Annotated in this window: 17 protein-coding genes; 16 read left to right on the forward strand and 1 reads right to left on the reverse strand. The window is 61.0% G+C overall.

The window, feature by feature from the left end; all coding sequences use genetic code 11:
* Nucleotide 1 precedes the first annotated feature (1 nt).
* The 16 genes from LOY53_RS00300 to LOY53_RS00375 all read left to right on the forward strand — a co-directional run bounded on the left by LOY53_RS00300 (nucleotide 2) and on the right by LOY53_RS00375 (nucleotide 15,292).
* Nucleotides 2–445, forward strand: coding sequence for a conjugal transfer protein TrbH (locus LOY53_RS00300; RefSeq protein ID WP_099452533.1), 444 nt, complete (start codon nucleotides 2–4; stop codon nucleotides 443–445).
* A gap of 6 nt (nucleotides 446–451) precedes the next feature.
* Nucleotides 452–1,837 (forward strand): TrbI/VirB10 family protein, encoded by a 1,386-nt coding sequence (locus tag LOY53_RS00305; protein ID WP_252826325.1) that lies wholly within the window; start codon nucleotides 452–454, stop codon nucleotides 1,835–1,837.
* 22 nt (nucleotides 1,838–1,859) lie between these two features.
* The gene (gene trbJ / locus LOY53_RS00310; RefSeq protein ID WP_252826326.1) at nucleotides 1,860–2,660 is read left to right on the forward strand and encodes a P-type conjugative transfer protein TrbJ; all 801 of its coding nucleotides are present in this window, start codon (nucleotides 1,860–1,862) and stop codon (nucleotides 2,658–2,660) included.
* Between the two features lie 8 nt (nucleotides 2,661–2,668).
* Nucleotides 2,669–2,917: an entry exclusion lipoprotein TrbK gene (gene trbK / locus LOY53_RS00315; RefSeq protein ID WP_099452536.1), complete on the forward strand. Its 249-nt coding sequence runs from the start codon at nucleotides 2,669–2,671 to the stop codon at nucleotides 2,915–2,917.
* Nucleotides 2,918–2,962: 45 nt separating this feature from the next.
* Complete coding sequence (gene trbL, locus LOY53_RS00320) at nucleotides 2,963–4,684, forward strand: P-type conjugative transfer protein TrbL (RefSeq protein WP_258704191.1); 1,722 nt, start codon at nucleotides 2,963–2,965, stop codon at nucleotides 4,682–4,684.
* A 13-nt stretch (nucleotides 4,685–4,697) separates the two neighbouring features.
* Nucleotides 4,698–5,000, forward strand: a complete 303-nt coding sequence (locus tag LOY53_RS00325; RefSeq protein ID WP_258703464.1) for a TrbM/KikA/MpfK family conjugal transfer protein — start codon at nucleotides 4,698–4,700, stop codon at nucleotides 4,998–5,000.
* 11 nt (nucleotides 5,001–5,011) lie between these two features.
* Nucleotides 5,012–5,617, forward strand: coding sequence for a muramidase (locus tag LOY53_RS00330; protein ID WP_252826328.1), 606 nt, complete (start codon nucleotides 5,012–5,014; stop codon nucleotides 5,615–5,617).
* Between the two features lie 77 nt (nucleotides 5,618–5,694).
* Nucleotides 5,695–6,321 (forward strand): hypothetical protein, encoded by a 627-nt coding sequence (locus tag LOY53_RS00335; RefSeq protein ID WP_252826329.1) that lies wholly within the window; start codon nucleotides 5,695–5,697, stop codon nucleotides 6,319–6,321.
* A 111-nt stretch (nucleotides 6,322–6,432) separates the two neighbouring features.
* Nucleotides 6,433–7,029: a hypothetical protein gene (locus LOY53_RS00340; protein ID WP_258703465.1), complete on the forward strand. Its 597-nt coding sequence runs from the start codon at nucleotides 6,433–6,435 to the stop codon at nucleotides 7,027–7,029.
* Between the two features lie 59 nt (nucleotides 7,030–7,088).
* A complete protein-coding gene (locus tag LOY53_RS00345) occupies nucleotides 7,089–8,783 on the forward strand; it encodes a DUF2235 domain-containing protein (RefSeq protein ID WP_252826330.1) in 1,695 nt (564 codons plus the stop codon).
* A 5-nt stretch (nucleotides 8,784–8,788) separates the two neighbouring features.
* Nucleotides 8,789–9,499, forward strand: a complete 711-nt coding sequence (locus LOY53_RS00350; protein ID WP_252826331.1) for a TraX family protein — start codon at nucleotides 8,789–8,791, stop codon at nucleotides 9,497–9,499.
* Nucleotides 9,500–9,510: 11 nt separating this feature from the next.
* The gene (locus LOY53_RS00355; protein ID WP_143491050.1) at nucleotides 9,511–10,050 is read left to right on the forward strand and encodes an IncP plasmid survival protein KfrC family protein; all 540 of its coding nucleotides are present in this window, start codon (nucleotides 9,511–9,513) and stop codon (nucleotides 10,048–10,050) included.
* Nucleotides 10,051–10,095: 45 nt separating this feature from the next.
* Nucleotides 10,096–11,919 (forward strand): type IV secretory system conjugative DNA transfer family protein, encoded by a 1,824-nt coding sequence (locus LOY53_RS00360; protein ID WP_252826332.1) that lies wholly within the window; start codon nucleotides 10,096–10,098, stop codon nucleotides 11,917–11,919.
* Nucleotides 11,916–12,455 (forward strand): conjugative transfer signal peptidase TraF, encoded by a 540-nt coding sequence (traF, locus tag LOY53_RS00365; protein ID WP_252826333.1) that lies wholly within the window; start codon nucleotides 11,916–11,918, stop codon nucleotides 12,453–12,455. The genes LOY53_RS00360 and traF overlap by 4 nt, the downstream gene beginning before the upstream one ends.
* A gap of 392 nt (nucleotides 12,456–12,847) precedes the next feature.
* The gene (locus tag LOY53_RS00370; protein WP_099452544.1) at nucleotides 12,848–13,567 is read left to right on the forward strand and encodes a carbonic anhydrase; all 720 of its coding nucleotides are present in this window, start codon (nucleotides 12,848–12,850) and stop codon (nucleotides 13,565–13,567) included.
* A gap of 198 nt (nucleotides 13,568–13,765) precedes the next feature.
* Complete coding sequence (locus tag LOY53_RS00375) at nucleotides 13,766–15,292, forward strand: SulP family inorganic anion transporter (RefSeq protein ID WP_172960331.1); 1,527 nt, start codon at nucleotides 13,766–13,768, stop codon at nucleotides 15,290–15,292.
* A gap of 97 nt (nucleotides 15,293–15,389) precedes the next feature.
* On the opposite strand, the gene LOY53_RS00380 is transcribed toward LOY53_RS00375, so the two are convergent.
* Nucleotides 15,390–16,031, reverse strand: coding sequence for a hypothetical protein (locus LOY53_RS00380; RefSeq protein ID WP_099452545.1), 642 nt, complete (start codon nucleotides 16,029–16,031; stop codon nucleotides 15,390–15,392).
* Between the last annotated feature and the right edge of the window lie 328 nt (nucleotides 16,032–16,359).

The raw sequence follows: 16,359 nt of genomic DNA on the forward strand, positions 1-16,359 counted from the left end.
GATGCGAGCATGGATCGCACCTTTTGCCTGCCTCTGGCTTGCGGCCTGCGCCAACGGCCCCTATGGCAATTTTGCCGAACGCGCCACGCCAGCGATCAACCAGCAGTTGGCCAGTGCCACTGCTCGTCAATTGGCGGTGGTGCATCCGCCGGCCAGCACGCGCCTGAGGGTCAACCAGAAAACCTCTGACGGCTACGGCGCATCTTTGGTAACCGCACTGCGCGCATCGGGCTTCTCGGTGCAGGAATTCAACCCCGAAGCTCAGCCTGCGCCAGCCCCGGCCGGCACGGCAGTGCCGCTTACGGTCAATTATGTCCTCGATACGCCCAAGGATAGCGAGCTGTTACGCGTGACCTTGTTGGTCGGGCGCGAGTCCTTGAGCCGCGTCTATGCGGTACAGAGCGGCCGCGTGCTGCCTGCCGGGGCCTGGGTGCGCAAGGAGTGACGAACGATGAGTAGCAGCAACGATGTCATGTCTCCCGATGCATCGCCTGGCAAGCTGAACCGCAAGAGCGGTGTGCGCCGGGTCAACAACTGGCCGATGTACCTCATCGGCGGCGCCGCCATGGTATTCCTGCTGATCATGCTGCTGGTCGCGTCTGATCGCGCCGAGGAGCAGGACAAACCGGAGAAAAAGAAGGCGGAAAAGGCCGGCAACAGCAGCATGTTTGCCCAGCAGATCAACGGGATGGACCAGGACGGCATCATCCCCAGCAAAGCGCAGCCACCGGTCGTGCCGAAACTGGATGACACGCCAGCAGTGCAACCTGCCGCTCTCCAGGTCGTGCGCCCGAGCAACATTGATGCGCCACCGCTGCCTCCGCGCGAGCTGCCGCCCAGTGCAAATTCCGAAGAGCTTGATCGCATCCGTCAAATCAAGCGGCAGCAGTTTCAGGAAGCGGTGCGGGCGCGCAGTACCGTGCAGGTCGATGCACCGCGCAGCGCTGGCTCAAGCGTGAGTGGTGGCCCGGTGAGCAGGGAGGATGCCCTGGCTCGCATCGCAGCGGCCCGTCAAAGTCTGCAGGAGACGTCGCGCAGCGACCCAACCGAGGCCTACAAGGCGCGCCTGGCTGAAATACGGGCGATCGGTACGGGCGGTGGAGATGGCATGTATGGCGGTGGGCAGGGTGATTCGCCTTTCCTGGTTAAAGCGGCCAGTACTTCTGGCAAGGATTACCACCAGTTCGGCAAGTCTGGTGAAGACGACCGCTGGCATTTGGACGCGGCGATGGAAAAGCCGCGTAGCCCCTACGAGCTGCGTGCCGGCTATGTGATACCCGCTGTCATGATTTCCGGCATCAACTCGGAGCTGCCTGGCCAGATCATTGCTCAAATCGCCCAAGGCGTTTACGACACTGCCACGGGTAAGCATTTGCTGCTGCCCCAAGGATCGCGGCTGATCGGCTCTTACTCCAGCGACGTGGGTTATGGTCAGTCGCGCGTACTGGTGGCCTGGCAGCGCATTGTCTTTCCTGATGGCAAGGCAATGGACATCGGTTCGATGCCCGGTAGCGACAGCGGCGGTTACTCCGGCTTTAACGACCAGGTCAACAATCACTATGTCCGTATCTTCGGCTCGGCGTTGTTGATGTCAGGGATCGTTGCCGGTGTCAGCCTTAGCCAAGACCGCGCCAGCAGCAACGAAAGTGACCGGGAGACTGCCAGTAGCGCCATGAGCGAAGCGCTGGGCCAGCAGTTGGGCCAGGTGACAGTACAAATGATCAGAAAGAACCTGAACATTGCGCCAACCCTCGAAATCCGTCCGGGCTATCGCTTCAACGTAATGGTTACCAAGGATCTGACGTTCTCGAAGCCCTACAAGTCTTTCGACTACTGAGCAATTTGCCAAGGAGAGCAACATGAAATACCCGACCTTGTTGAAACCCACCATTGCGCTGTTGGCCGGTCTTGCATTTACCTTTCCCGCGCATGCGGGTATCCCCGTGATTGATGGAGCAAACGTTGCCCTCGGCAAGCTGGCGGTTGTGGAGAGCGTGAAACAGACCGCCAAGCAGCTGATGGAATACGAGAAACAGGTCGAACAGTACGCGCGCCAGGGCTTGCAGTACCAGAAACAGCTCGAACAGTACGAGAACATGGTGCAAAACACGGCGGCGCCGGCGGCTTATATCTGGGACAAGGCCAATGCCACCATCAACAAGTTGATGGAAACTCAGGACATGCTCAATTACTACACGCATCAGGCGGGAAGCCTGGATGCGTATTTGAAAAAGTTCCAGGACACCAACTATTACAAGAGCTCCCCATGCTTCGGTGGTGGCGGTTGCACAGACAAGGACCGTGCGGAGTTGGTCCGGCATGAAGAGATGGTGTCCGAATCGCAGAAAACGGCGAATGACGCCTTGTTCAAAAGTATCCAGCAGCAGCAAGAAAACTTGCAGGCTGATGCCAGGCAGTTGGAGAGCCTGCAGCAAGCTGCGACCACGGCGGATGGCCAGGTGAAGGCGATTCAGTACGCCAACCAATTGGCCAGTCAGCAATCAAACCAACTGTTGCAGTTGCGCACGCTGATGCTTGCTCAACAGGCGGCGGAAGCCAACCGAGCGGCGGCAGAACTGGATGAAAAAGCCCGCGGTGAAGCCCAGGCCAAAAAGCTGACAACGTGGCAGTTCAAGAAAAGCCCTGTAGACAATTTCTAAGGATATCAATGATGAAGTTCACGACTACCAAACTGGCCCTGGCGCTATCTGTAATGGCAGCCCTGGCGGGTTGCTCAGAAGAAAAAGTGCCTGAGCCTACCAAAGAAAATTGCACTGCACCGCTGTATGAAGAACACCTGGATAGCCTCTCCAAAGAGGCGAATCGTAATGAGTTCATCACGAACTGCAAAAGCTTCCTCAAGGCACGCAAGATGACCGAGTGGAAATTTAAGAAAAGTCCAGAAGACCAATTTTAAGACGGGGTCAGGTTGATGATTTGGGCGCGTCGGAGATCACTCTTGATGGTACTGCTGGTTGCAGTTGTTATTGCAACGCCGACGCTCGTCTACGCGGCGGATCAGCAATTGGAAAGCTCAGGCATCATGAATGAGGTGCTCCTCCGGTTCCACAAGGCGACGGAGAAGTGGCTGCCGACTATCCAAGCGGCTGCCGAACGGCTGTTTCTAGCCCTGGCTACCATATCGATGGTCTGGACGTTCGGCATGCTGCTGATGCGAAAGGCAGATATTGCAGAGTTTTTCTCCGAGCTCATCCGCTTCATGGTGGTTTTCGGCTTTTACTGGTGGCTGCTGAAAAATGCAATGCAGGGCATGAGTATCGCCGATACCATCGTTCGTTCATTGAGCCAGCTTGGCGCTTCCGCGGGAAATCTCGGCACGACAGATCTGAAGCCCTCCACCATTGTGGACCTTGGCTTCGAGCTATATGACAGGACCATCCAGGCGGCTGATCAATTGACGTGGCGTGAGTTGGGCCGTCAGCTGACCATGGAATTCATGGCCATCGGTATATTGCTGGTGTTGGCGATCGTGAGCATCAACCTCTTGGTATTGCTTGCATCGAGCTGGTTCCTCCTCTATGCCGGCGTTTTCTTTCTGGGGTTCGGCGGCTCCCGCTGGACATCCGACATGGCGCTGAACTACTACCGTGCTGTGCTGGGTGTCGGCGCACAATTGTTCGCCATGGTGTTGCTGATTGCGATCGGCAAGGATTTTATTCAAACCTTTGTCGCCCGAATCAGTGATGAAGTTGCTGTGCAGGAACTTGCCGTGATGTTGGTGGTTTCGGTCTTGCTGCTGTTTTTGGTGAACAAGATCCCACCCATGATTGCAGCCCTCGTGGGCGGCGCAGGCAGTGCATCCACCGGTATCGGCAACTTTGGGGCCGGTGCGGTTGTAGGTGCCGCAACCACCGCAGCGTCAATGATGAGTAAGGGCGCTTCGGCGATGATGACGGGCGGCGCGAACATGATGGGCGCTGCGCAAGCCTTGCAATCCGCCTTCAAAGGGGCGCAATCGAGTGTTGCCGCAGGCTCCGACATCGCCTCGCGCATGGGGGGCATGTTGGGTGGTCCTTCAAGCGCTGGCGGAGCGAGCTCCGGCGGGGGCAGCGCTGGTGCCCCCAGCGCGCTCGGCTCGGCCATGGGCTTTGCGTCCGCCGCGTCCGCCGCATCCTCGGCATCTGGAGGTGGTGCGCAGGCAGCCTCTTCTGCTGGAGGCGAATCCTCTTCGGGGGGCGGTTCGTCTGAGTCATCTTCTGGCGGTGAGTCTGCGGGTGCAGCGCCCAGCGGCGCTCAATCTGACTCATCCAGCGGGTCATCCGGTGCAGCGGGTGCCTCAGGTGCCTCTGCAGGAGGTGGTGGTGAGACGGGGTCTGCCGAGACCGCCTCAGCCAGTGGCGGTGGCTCAACCAGCGGCAGTTCGGGTTCGCAGGGTGGCACGGGTGCCAAAGGTGGTAATGCCGAAGGGGCTGGCAACTCAACCTCCAGCAGGGCAGGCACCGCAGGTCGCATAGCCTTGCAAATGGGCGCGAACCTCATGTCGGGGATGGGGCGGGCGGCGCAGTCACGCATCGACAATTCCCTCGCCGGGCGGGTTGCCATGGAAATTTCCGAACCCGGTTCCACCCGGCGTTCAAACTTGGACACCCGGTCGTCCAGCCGTGACTTCGAACCGGATGCCGAAGTGAAGAACTTCAGCGAGAGCAAACAGGACAGGACTTGAACAAGGAGTGCTCATGAACTTTGCAAAAACGCTTCCAGCCGCCGTGCTGGCCGCCAGTTTCGCCGTTGCCCCGCCCGCCCAGGCCGATGACCCTTGCGCCACTGTCCTGTGTATGTGGGGCAAGCTGAAGGGGGCGGGTGTGGTCGATAACTGCAGTGACCCGGTCAATGACTACTTCAGCATCGTCAAGAAGAAGCATGGCAAGATCAAACTGAGCCAGACCTCGGACGCCCGCCAGTCCTTCCTCGACCAATGCGAGACCGCTGACCCGAAGGCAACCAAGTCGATCAACAACAAGTTCGGCAAGGTCATCTGAGGCGCGCCACGATGCCATTTGTCGCTGACGTTCCGCCCCCGGCCCTGAGCGAACCCATCGCCTGCTCGATCATGGCGGCGGTCAAATACGAGCTGCCGGTGAACATCGTCCTGGCTGTGTCCGGCCAGGAAGGTGGCAAGCCTGGCCAGTGGGTGCGCAACCACAATGGCACCTACGACGTCGGCCCCATGCAGTTCAACACCGCCTACCTGCGCGAACTCTTGCGCTACGGCATCACCCCTGAGGATGTCGAGCAAGGCGGCTGCTACTCCTACGAGCTGGCCGCCTGGCGCATCCGTGGCCACGTGCGCAATGACCGCGGCGACTTGTGGACGCGGGTGGCGAATTACCACTCGCGCACCCCCGCCATCAATGCCCGTTACCGCCAACAGATCATGCGCCGTGCTGTCTACTGGGCCGATTGGCTGGATGCCCGCTTTGCCACCCAGCAGGTGGCGCAGAGCGCGGTATTCTCCGGCGCGCCGGCCGAGGCGTCCGTGGCAGTGGTCGAAGCAGTGCCGGCGGTGAAGGCGGCTGTCGTGCAGCAGCCGGTCTTGCCGCAACCCGTGGGCACGTCAGCCTATGTGCCCCGGGGGCTGCTGATGGGGAGCAAATGATGGATTCGCTGGTCACAGTAGCCGCATCTCGAAACGATACAGGGACCCGCCGCGAGGCGGATGCAAGGAGAGAAAGATTGAACCTACCCACTCTCGGTATGGGCGCCGCCGTTACCGACAAGGCGTCGCGCCGCCCCAGCCGCTTCTGGCTGCGCCTGCGCCTTGGCGCGCTCGTACCCCTCGTGCTGGGAGCCTGCATGCTCCTGCCTGCGACCTCTTCTGAAGTTCAAGCCAAGGAGTTTTCCATGCAAGGCAATCAAGGCCAGTACCAGCCCTACACCCCAGGCATGAAACTGCCCGAAGGCGTGTTCCCGCCGATGAAGGGTTATACCCATGAGGACTTGATTGGCGCTGCTGCCCTACCCGCAGAAGCGGTGCTGAAGGCTGAGGGAATAGACCCCACCCTGATCAGGGAATCGCTCTTCGCGCTGGCCAAACACCTCAATGAGGCACTGGAGGCGCAGAACGTCGAGTATCAGATTTCGACCTGGTACCAGAAGCCTTACGACAATCCCACTGACCGCACCAAGAGTGTTGCCGCCATGGGCGAGAGCTTTGGTGCTTTGGCGATCCGTGCTGCCGGGCAGTCGCTGCGAGGGTCCCCACTCTTGAACAAGGGCGAAGCATTCTTCGAACGCTACACCCGAAGCGCCGGTGATGGTGTCCACGATCTGATCGTGACCTTGAACAAGCCGAGCGCCTGATAGCGACGTCTCGCCAACTAGGGACATGAGCAGGATGATGCCTTGGTGAACCCATCATCAGTAGCTTTGAATTGAAACAAGGAACCGTCGTATGGCGGGTGCAAGGAGAGATTGATTGAAACGACCAAACCACGCATTCATGAGGGCTTATTGATGCGACTTCGCCTAAGCGCGCTCGTCCCTCTCGTGCTGGGAGCCTGTGTGCTCCTGCCTGCCACCTCTTCTGCAGTTCAAACCAAGGAGCTTTCCATGCAAGACAATCAAGGCCAGTACCAACCTTACACCCCTGGCATGAAACTGCCTGAAGGTGTGTTTCCTCCCATGCCGGGCTATACCCACGAGGATTTGATCGAGGCGGCGTGCAAGCGGGTCGAGGGCGTACTGAAAGCCAATGATGTCGATCCTACGCTGGCCAAAGAAACGCTCTTTGCCCTGGCCGACCATCTGAACCGTGCGTTCCAGTCGCAAAACGTCGAATACCAGATTGCAACCTGGTTCAAGAAACCCTACGACGACCCTGCTGCCCGCGCCCAAAGTGTATCTGCCATGGGCGAAACCTTTGGCTCGCTGGCCATTCGGGCTGCAGGTGACTCGCTGAAGGGCTCTCCATTGCTGCACAAGAGTGACGCGTTTCTGGGCAGCTTCATTGATGGCGCCGGTGATGGTGTGCACGATTTGATCGTGTCGCTGAACAAGCAGGGTTCCTGATACGAATTGGTTTGGAGAGGTAATCCCGCCCAAGGGGGGATTATCCATAGGGATATGGCATGAGCGATGCTAAGCGCTTTACGGTGTACTTCGATGGCACCGGTAACAACAAAGACCTGGATGTACCTGAAGGCAAGCAGACCAACGTCGCTCGCCTATATGAACTGGATACGGCCCAGGGCACCAACCTGGCCCGTAACTCTGGGCAGCCTCCCCAGCAGTACGATGCCAATGAGCGCTCCGGGCAATCGGAAAAAATCTACTTCGATGGCGTTGGCAGCCAAGCCAACACCACGGGGCGTTCCTTGCTCGAGGGCGGTACCGGGCTGGGTGGCCAGGAGCGTATCGATCAGGCCTACGACGCTATCGTGGCCTTTCATAACAAGTACCCGGACGAAAAAGTCGACGTCAACATCGTCGGTTTCAGCCGTGGCGCGGCGCAGTCCCGTGCGTTGGCCAACGAGTTCATCGAGCGCGGTGTGCCAAAGCTGGATGGTCAGGGGCAACCCACTGGCGATTTCCTGATCCCCCCCGGCCAGGCCCATGTGAATAAGCTGGGCATCTTCGACACCGTCGCCTCGTATGGCAACGCGAAGTCCGATACCCATTTGGGCAAGAACCTGGAAATCGGCAAGAACGTCGACTCGACCACTCACCTGGTCGCGATGAACGAATACCGCGATACGTTCCGCCTGACCAGTGCGTTGCGCAATGACGACAACTCGCGTATCGAAGAGCTGAAATTCGCTGGCGCGCACTCGCAAGTCGGCGGCGGCTACCAAGACGACGTGCTGGCAGCAGGGCCGCTGGCAGTGATGCACGACCGCCTGCAGTCCGCTGGCATCGAGATGAAGCCGATGCAGCAGGAAGACGTGCAGCGCATCGAGCAGTACAACGACGTGGTCAAGAGCCCCGAAAAGGTCCAGGAAGCCCTGATCGATTCGCGTCTGAAGGAAGGTAACAAAGCGTTCAGTCGTGGCGAGGACGGTTCGTACCAGGCTGTTAACAACACGCCCTTCGCGATGGAACGCGGCACGTTCAACCCCTTTGATCGCCAGGCACGCCCCTTCGATCACGAGACCAATGGTCGGGGTGTCATCTTCGAGAATGATGACCGCCTTAGCCGCAGTGCGCTGGTGCGCGGATTTGAGGGTGTGGGGGGCAAGATTGCGGATATCGGGCGTCAGGCGCTATCGGCGTCGGCGCAGTTCTTGGGCTTGGAAGAGCGCACGCACGCGAAGTCCGAGACCTTGGATAGCTTGAAGCAGGCACGTGCACAATTGAATGCCGCTTCGCAGGAACAGGTTGCGACGCTATCCGGCGAGCTCAAGGCTTCGCGGCCCAGCACGGACTACATCGAGGGCCTGAAGCTGCAAGCCGTACCGGTTCCACAAGGGATAACGGCGGGCCCGCAGGTCGACCCCCAAGCCCAGCAACGCAGTGACTCATTCAAGTCGATGGAAGACAAAGCCCGCGGCCTGAACCCCTCAGCCAGTATCGGCGAAGCTTCAGAGAGCGGGCGCAAGGCCGTCAGCGGGATGGTCGTCGACATGGACGAGCACCACATCCTGCAGAAGGTAGGCCAGACGGATCAGTTCGTCATTCATGACCGCCGTGACGTCGACCCGAGCCGCAACTTCCAGGTAGGCAAGAGCACGGCGATTGTCCACGAGAAAGGCATCGGCGACCTGGCCCGTGATGTGGCGCCGAAGCTGGAGCTCGATACCGGGCTTTCTCAGGCGATGCGTCGGTGATTTCGATGCCGCGCCTGCAACTCGCCGACGGTACGGTGGAAGCGCTGAAGTGGCTGGCGCTGTTGCTGATGACCGGCGACCACGTGAACAAGTACCTGTTCAACGAGACCCTGCCTTACCTGTTCGAAGCAGGGCGCTTGGCGATGCCGCTGTTCGTGGTCGTGCTGGCGTACAACCTGGCGCGGCCGGGAACAATGGAAAACGGTGCTTACCGGCGCACTGCGCTGCGCCTGTTTCTGTTTGGGGTGTTGGCGACGCCGCCGTTCATTGCCCTTGGGGGGCTGCTGTACGGCGGCTACCCGCTGAACATCCTCTTCACCTTGCTGGTGATTACCCTGGCGACCGAGGCCTGCGAGCGTGCCGCGCAAGGGCGGCCGCTGTTCTGGGGGCTGGCGTTACTGGTGGTGGTCGTGGGCGGTGCCTGGGTCGAGTTCTGGTGGCCGGCCGTGCTGTTGGGGCTGTGTGTGGGTTGGTACGTGCGGTGCCCGAACCTGCTGGCTGCCGTGGGGGCCGTGCTTGCGCTTGCAGCGTTAACGCCGATCAACGGCAATGCCTGGGCGCTGGCCGCGTTGCCGGTGCTGCTGGCCGCCCGCTGGGTCAGGCCTGACCTGCCGCGCTGGCGCTGGCTGTTCTACGCCTATTACCCGCTGCACCTATTGGCGCTGTGGCTGATTCGCATCCCGATGGCCAAGGCCGGATACCTCTTCCTGATATGAAGCAGATGCCCATGAACGAGCCTAAACCGCCCAAGCCGCCGCTCGACGATGCCGGGCAGGCATTGGAGGCGCAGGCTCAGGCGCTGGCCGCCGAGCAGACCGCGCTGCTGGACGCCAGCCCAGTGCAAGCACGCTACAACCAGGCTCTGGGCGAGTGCGTCGAGCAGAAGGCCGAGCAGGCCGAGGCCCTCGAGCAGCGCCTGGAGGCCATGCTGGACCGCCAGCAGGCGCAATTGCAGCAGAACCAGGCCTCGCGCCCGGGCTGGCTGGCCCTGCCCTCCACCCGCGCCGCCTGGGAGCAGGGCAACCAGCGTTGCCAGGCGCGGCTGCAGCAGTTGCAAGGCCGCCTGGAGCGGGTGCAGGAGCTGCACCACGGCATGGGCCTGTACACCCCACGCATCGAGGAGTTGGCGGTGCGCCAACTGCGTGCTGAGCAGCCAGAACTGGTCGAGCAATGGAGCTTGCAACGTCAGGCCGAGCGAACGCTTTCTGAGGCGCAGCGGCGTACCCAGGCCCAGGACATCGGGCGTTCGCGCACAACCTCGCCATGAACCAGCACCTTCCCTATTCCATCCTTTCGTTCACGGAGCGAACCCATGAAACATAACAACGCTGTGGGCCCGCAGATCCGCGGCGGCCAGCGCAGTGGTGGCAATACGTGGCAGGCCATCCTGGCCATTTTCTGCCTGCTGGCCGGCCTGGCTACTGCCACCCAGTACTTCGCCTACCTGTTCAATAACCATGCGGCGTTGGGGGCCAACCTGAATGGCGTCTACGCCCCATGGATGATTCTGGTGTGGGCCGCCAACTGGTCCGACCAGTACCAGGACACCCTGCTGCGCGCTGGCTCCCTGGGGGTTATGGTCAGCGGCGTCGGCATGATGGCGATGGTCGTGATCCGCATGATCAGCAGCAACAGCTCCAAGGCCAATCAATTCCTTCATGGCTCTGCGCGTTGGGGGGAGCGCAAGGATATCGAGAGCGCCGGCCTGTTGGCTGATGATGGCGTGTACGTAGGTGCCTGGCTGGACAAGCGCAACAAGCTGCATTACCTGCGCCACAACGGCCCGGAGCACATCCTCACCTTCGCCCCGACGCGCAGCGGTAAGGGCGTTGGCCTGGTGATCCCGACGTTGCTGTCGTGGAAGCACAGCGCGGTGATCACCGACCTCAAGGGCGAACTCTGGGCGCTCACCGCTGGCTGGCGCCAGCAGCATGCGGGCAACCGGGTATTGCGTTTCGAGCCGGCCACCGCCAATGGCTGCGTGGGCTGGAACCCGCTGGAAGAAATCCGCCTGGGCACCGAGTTTGAAGTGGGCGATGTGCAGAACCTGGCCACGCTGATCGTCGACCCGGACGGCAAGGGCCTGAACGACCACTGGCAGAAGACCTCGCAGGCGATGCTGGTGGGTTGCATCCTGCACCTGTGCTACCGCTCACAGGACGAGGGCGGTGTCGCCAGCCTGCCGGCGCTGGACGCCATGCTCGCCGACCCGTCGCGGCCAATCAGCGAGCTGTGGGCGGAAATGACCCACTACGGCCACCTCGATGGCGAAAACCACCCGCTGGTGGGGTCGGCTGCACGTGACATGCTCGACCGGCCTGCCGAAGAGGCCGGCTCGGTGCTGTCGACCGCCAAATCGTACCTGTCGCTGTTCCGCGACCCGATCGTGGCGCGTAACGTGAGCCGCTCGGAATTCAAGATCCGCGACCTGATGAACCACGACGACCCGGTCAGCCTGTTCATCATCACCCAGCCCAACGACAAGGCGCGCTTGCGCCCCTTGGTGCGCATCCTGGTGAACATGATCGTGCGCTTGCTGGCCGACAAGATGGACTTCGAGGACGGCCGGCCCAAGGCGCACTACAAGCACCGGCTGCTGATGATGCTCGACGAGTTCCCGAGCCTGGGCAAGCTCGACATCATGCAGGAGTCGCTGGCCTTCGTGGCCGGTTATGGCATCAAGTGCTACCTGATCATCCAAGATTTGTCGCAGTTGCAGGAGTTCTACGGGCAGAACGAGAGCATCACCTCCAACTGCCACATCCAGAACGCCTACCCGCCAAACCGGGTGGAAACGGCGGAGCACCTGTCCAAGCTCACCGGGCAGACCACCATCGTCAAAGAGCAGGTGACCACCAGCGGGCGACGTTCCAGCGCATTGCTGGGCCAGGTGTCGCGCACCCTTCAGGAAGTGCAGCGGCCGTTGCTGACCACCGACGAGGCCCTGCGCATGCCAGGCCCGCGCAAGGATGGCCAGGGCAATATCCAGGAAGCCGGCGACATGGTGGTGTATTGCGCAGGCTACCCGGCGTTTTATGGCAAGCAACCGCTGTACTTCCAGGACCCGGTATTCCTGGCCCGCGCCAAGGTGCCGGCACCGCGTGAAAGCGACCGCACCATCGAGTTGCCGGCATGAAACGGCCGTTGAGCGTGGCCGCTGTCGTGGCCATTCTGGCGTTTTGCGCAGTGCCGCTGGTGCTGTGGGGTGGTGCGCGGCTTAACGTCACCAGCAGTTTTCCGCCGGGCATTTACTGGGTGGTCGACAAGGCACCGGAAAAAGGCGACCTGGTGATGTTTTGCCCGCCGCAGACCGAGGTCTTCCAGTTGGCCCAAGAGCGCGGCTACTTGATCAGCGGCCCCTGCCCCGGCGGCTACATGCATATGATCAAGCGCCTGGTCGGGGTGCCGGGTGACGATGTGCTCATCGTGCCAGAGGGTGTCAGCATCAACGGTGAACTGCAGGTGCGTAGCCAGCCGTTGCACCAAGACCCCAGTGGCCGCCCCATGCCGAAGCCACCGTTGGCGCACTTCCGCCTGGGCAGCGACGAGGTGCTGATGCTCTCCGAGTACAGCCGCTTGTCGTTCGATGGCCGTTATTTCGGGGCCGTGCCGCAAGGGCAATTGGGCGAAGTGGTCGAACCTTGGCTGGTTTGGCGAAAAACGCCGTTGTAATCGAGCAGCTCGATCGCGCCGTTGTAGGAGCAGCCTTGCGCTGCGTAGAGGCCGGTAGCCTGCAATCGATGTTTGGTGCGGCTAGCGGCCTCTTCGCAGCACAAGGCTGCTCCTACAGGTAACCCTAGTACCACTAATCCAAGTGAATAATTACAGTAATGGTACTAGGCAATTGATGTTTTTTTGCTATTATTCAAACCCCGCCTTACCTATCTGGAACGCCTGTTCTAGAGCCTCCGAATTAAGTTTCAGTTAAGTTTTCCCCGCTAGCGTAGGCAATCAGTCAACGAAGACTGTGATCTGTGGCCTGTGCGCGTCATCTAAATCCCTGCATAGCCTGAATCTTTCACCGGTAAAATGGACTTACCTTCACACCGTCAAGAGGATGAATCATGCCCGTCAAGGACCCATCCAAGGTCGTTCCGGATGTACCCGCCGAGAGCGCCGATGCCGCCCTGAAGCACATCGTCGACGGCTTTCTGCGCTTTCACCATGACGTCTTCCCCGAGCAGCAAGAGCTGTTCAAGAAGCTCGCCACCGCGCAAACGCCACGCGCCATGTTCATCACCTGTGCCGACTCGCGCATCGTCCCCGAGCTGATTACCCAAAGCTCGCCAGGCGACCTGTTCGTGACCCGTAACGTCGGCAACGTGGTGCCCCCGTATGGCCAGATGAACGGCGGCGTGTCCAGCGCCATCGAATACGCGGTACTGGCACTGGGTGTACACCACATCATCGTCTGCGGCCACTCGGACTGCGGCGCAATGCGTGCGGTACTCAACCCGCAATCGCTGACCAAGATGCCGACGGTTTCTGCCTGGCTGCGCCACGCCGAAGTGGCACGCACCGTGGTCGAGAACAACTGCTCCTGCGGCAGCGAGCACGAGACCATGCAGGTGCTGACCAAAGAAAACGTCATCGCCCAGCTGCATCACCTGCGCACTCACCCCTCGGTCGCCTCGCGCCTGGCGGCGGGTGAGCTGTATATCCACGGTTGGGTCTACGACATCGAGACCAGCAAGATCGAAGCCTATGATGCTGCCAGCGACAGCTTCCTGCCCCTGGCTGCGGGTGAGCCGATCCCCTGCGCTACCCCGAGAGGCCGCTACTAAGCGACCCTTCCACCGCTAGAACCTTGATAGCCGGCTGCACCCTGTAGGGGTGTGGCGCGGCCTTCGGCTGCCTTGAATTCCCTGATTGCCTTGCCGGCATGCTCGCTGGCGGCCTGCGCCTGCGCGCTTTTCAGGGGCCAACGTGCTCACGGCCAGAGGAATGGCCGTGCAACAGACAAATGGAGAAACACGGTGAACATGACACAGTTGAAAGCGGCCTTGCCGCGAGAGTTGTTGGCGTCGGTGGTGGTATTTCTGGTCGCCCTGCCCTTGTGCATGGGCATCGCCATCGCCTCGGGGATGCCGCCTGCCAAGGGCCTGATCACCGGCATTATCGGTGGCGTCGTGGTGGGCTTCCTGGCGGGTTCACCGCTGCAGGTCAGTGGCCCTGCCGCCGGCTTGGCGGTGCTGGTGTTCGAGTTGGTGCGCCAGCACGGCGTGGCCATGCTCGGGCCGATCCTGCTGCTGGCCGGGCTGTTGCAATTGCTGGCGGGGCGCTTGCGCCTGGGCTGCTGGTTCCGCGTCACGGCACCGGCCGTGGTGTACGGCATGCTGGCGGGTATTGGTGTGCTGATCGTGCTGTCGCAGGTGCATGTGATGTTCGACACGGCGCCGCAGCCTTCGGGCATGCAGAACCTGCTGGCGTTTCCGGCAACCCTGGCCGCAGCCCTGCCATTGGAAAGCGCGGGGGCCGGCTGGCAAGCCGGTGCACTTGGGCTGGGTACCATCGCCATTATGTGGGGCTGGGAGCGCTTGCGGCCGCAACAGCTGCGGTTCGTGCCCGGTGCCTTGCTGGGCGTAGCAGCGATGACGGCCATCAGCCTGTGGCTGGCGCTGCCGGTAAACCGGGTGCAGGTGCCGGCAGACCTTTCCGAGGCTATCGACTGGATCCGCCTGGATGACCTGATGAACCTGGCCGACCCGACCCTGCTGGTGGCGGCATTCGCCCTGGCATTCATTGCCAGTGCCGAGACCCTGTTGTCGGCTGCCGCGGTGGACCGTATGCACAGCGGCCAGCGCTCGGACTTCGACCGCGAACTGTCCGCCCAGGGCATCGGCAACATGCTGTGCGGTGTGCTCGGTGCCCTGCCAATGACCGGGGTGATCGTGCGCAGCTCGGCGAATGTCCAGGCCGGCGCGCAGACCCGAGCCTCAGCGATCTTCCATGGCTTGTGGCTGTTGGCGTTTGTCGTAGTGCTGAGCAGTGTGCTGCAGCAAATTCCGGTGGCGAGCTTGGCGGGTGTGCTGGTGTTTACCGGCATCAAGCTGGTGGACTTCAAGGCGTTTCGTGGGTTGGGCCGGTATGGCCGCATGCCGATGTTCACCTATGCGGCGACGGCCTTGGCGATCATTTTCACCGACCTGCTGACCGGCGTACTGCTGGGCTTTGCCTTGACCTTGCTGAAGCTGGCCTTCAAGGCGGCGCGGTTGAAAATCAACCTGGTGAGCCTGGGCAAGCCGGGGCACATGGAGCTGCGCCTGAGTGGCGCTGCGACCTTCCTCAAGGTGCCGGCGTTGACCCAGGTGCTGGACACGGTGCCGGCGGGGACCACCTTGCATGTGCCGTTGGGCAACCTCAGCTATATCGACCACTCGTGCCTGGAACTGCTGGAGGACTGGGGCCGGAGCAATGCAGCCAATGGGTCGCGCTTGTTGATCGAGCAGCGGCGCTTGAAGCGGCGCATCGAGGGGCGGCTGCGGACGACGGCGGGGGTTGGGGCTTAGCATCTGCCTGATCTGGCCTCTTCGCGGGCAAGCCCGCTCCTACAGGGTGAATTGCATACCCTTTGGACTGCCCCGCGAAGAGGCCGGGACAGGAGTATCAGGCAGGCTGGCCCAGCTCAACACCCAGCTGACGCGACAGGCACGGCCAACGCTTCCAGGCGTTGCCGGTTTCCGGGCTGCTCAGCTTGTCGCGATAAGCCTCCACCGATTCCACCGCAAAGCTCTCGTCATTGAGCATCTCGTCGACCGAATGATGCACCACTTCATCGAGCTGGTTGGCGAAGGTCTCGCCGATCAGTTGATGGGCAATCAGGTTGGCCATCGTGGTGTCGAACGGAATCAACGGCTGCTTGAAGTGGCGGATGTACAGGTCGTTGACCTCCTCCACCAGGCGATGCGCCAGGTAGGCCTCGTCCAGCAGGCAATCCAGCCCGACATGCCCTTGCATCACCGTGGGCGGCTGCTGGAAATAAGCTTCGGCAATTTTCAGTACCGGTTTGATCTGCGACTCGATCCCCGCTTCACGGGCTACCTCGTGGGCAGCCTCCAGCAGCTCTGGAACCTGGTCGATGTAGGCGCTGACGAAACGCGCCAAGCTGCCCTGGGCGTCCTGCTCAGGTAGCTGGATCGAGGGGTGCAAGTGCGGCAGTTGTAGCTCTAGACGTTCTTTCAGTTGGCCGGTTTCAAGTTCGTGTTGATGGGCTTGGCTAATCTGCTCGCGTACAGCAGCGATGTTCATGACAACTCCAGGGACATTACGTGTCAAACGGAAGACACTAAATTAGCTCGGTATACAGAATACCTAAGACGTATTTGTTATAAACCGCGCAAACGTGTGCTTGCTCTGGCATATCGGTATGCCACTATTGCGCCATATCCTATCAAGCGCGCGGTTTTCAGGGCATTGGGCAATTTCGTGAAGTTCATTTCACAGGCTGCATTGCGTGCCATTGGTCGCTGTCTATACTCCCGTTGAACGTGATTCGTTGATGAGGCCCGTCTGCTTTTGCAGGGGCTCGGTCGTCGAAGCCAGGCAGTCTTGACCGCCGTTCCCTCTTGCCGCAGGC

The sequence above is a fragment of the Pseudomonas sp. B21-031 genome, assembly GCF_024748985.1.
Classification (GTDB): Bacteria; Pseudomonadota; Gammaproteobacteria; order Pseudomonadales; family Pseudomonadaceae; genus Aquipseudomonas; species Aquipseudomonas kermanshahensis.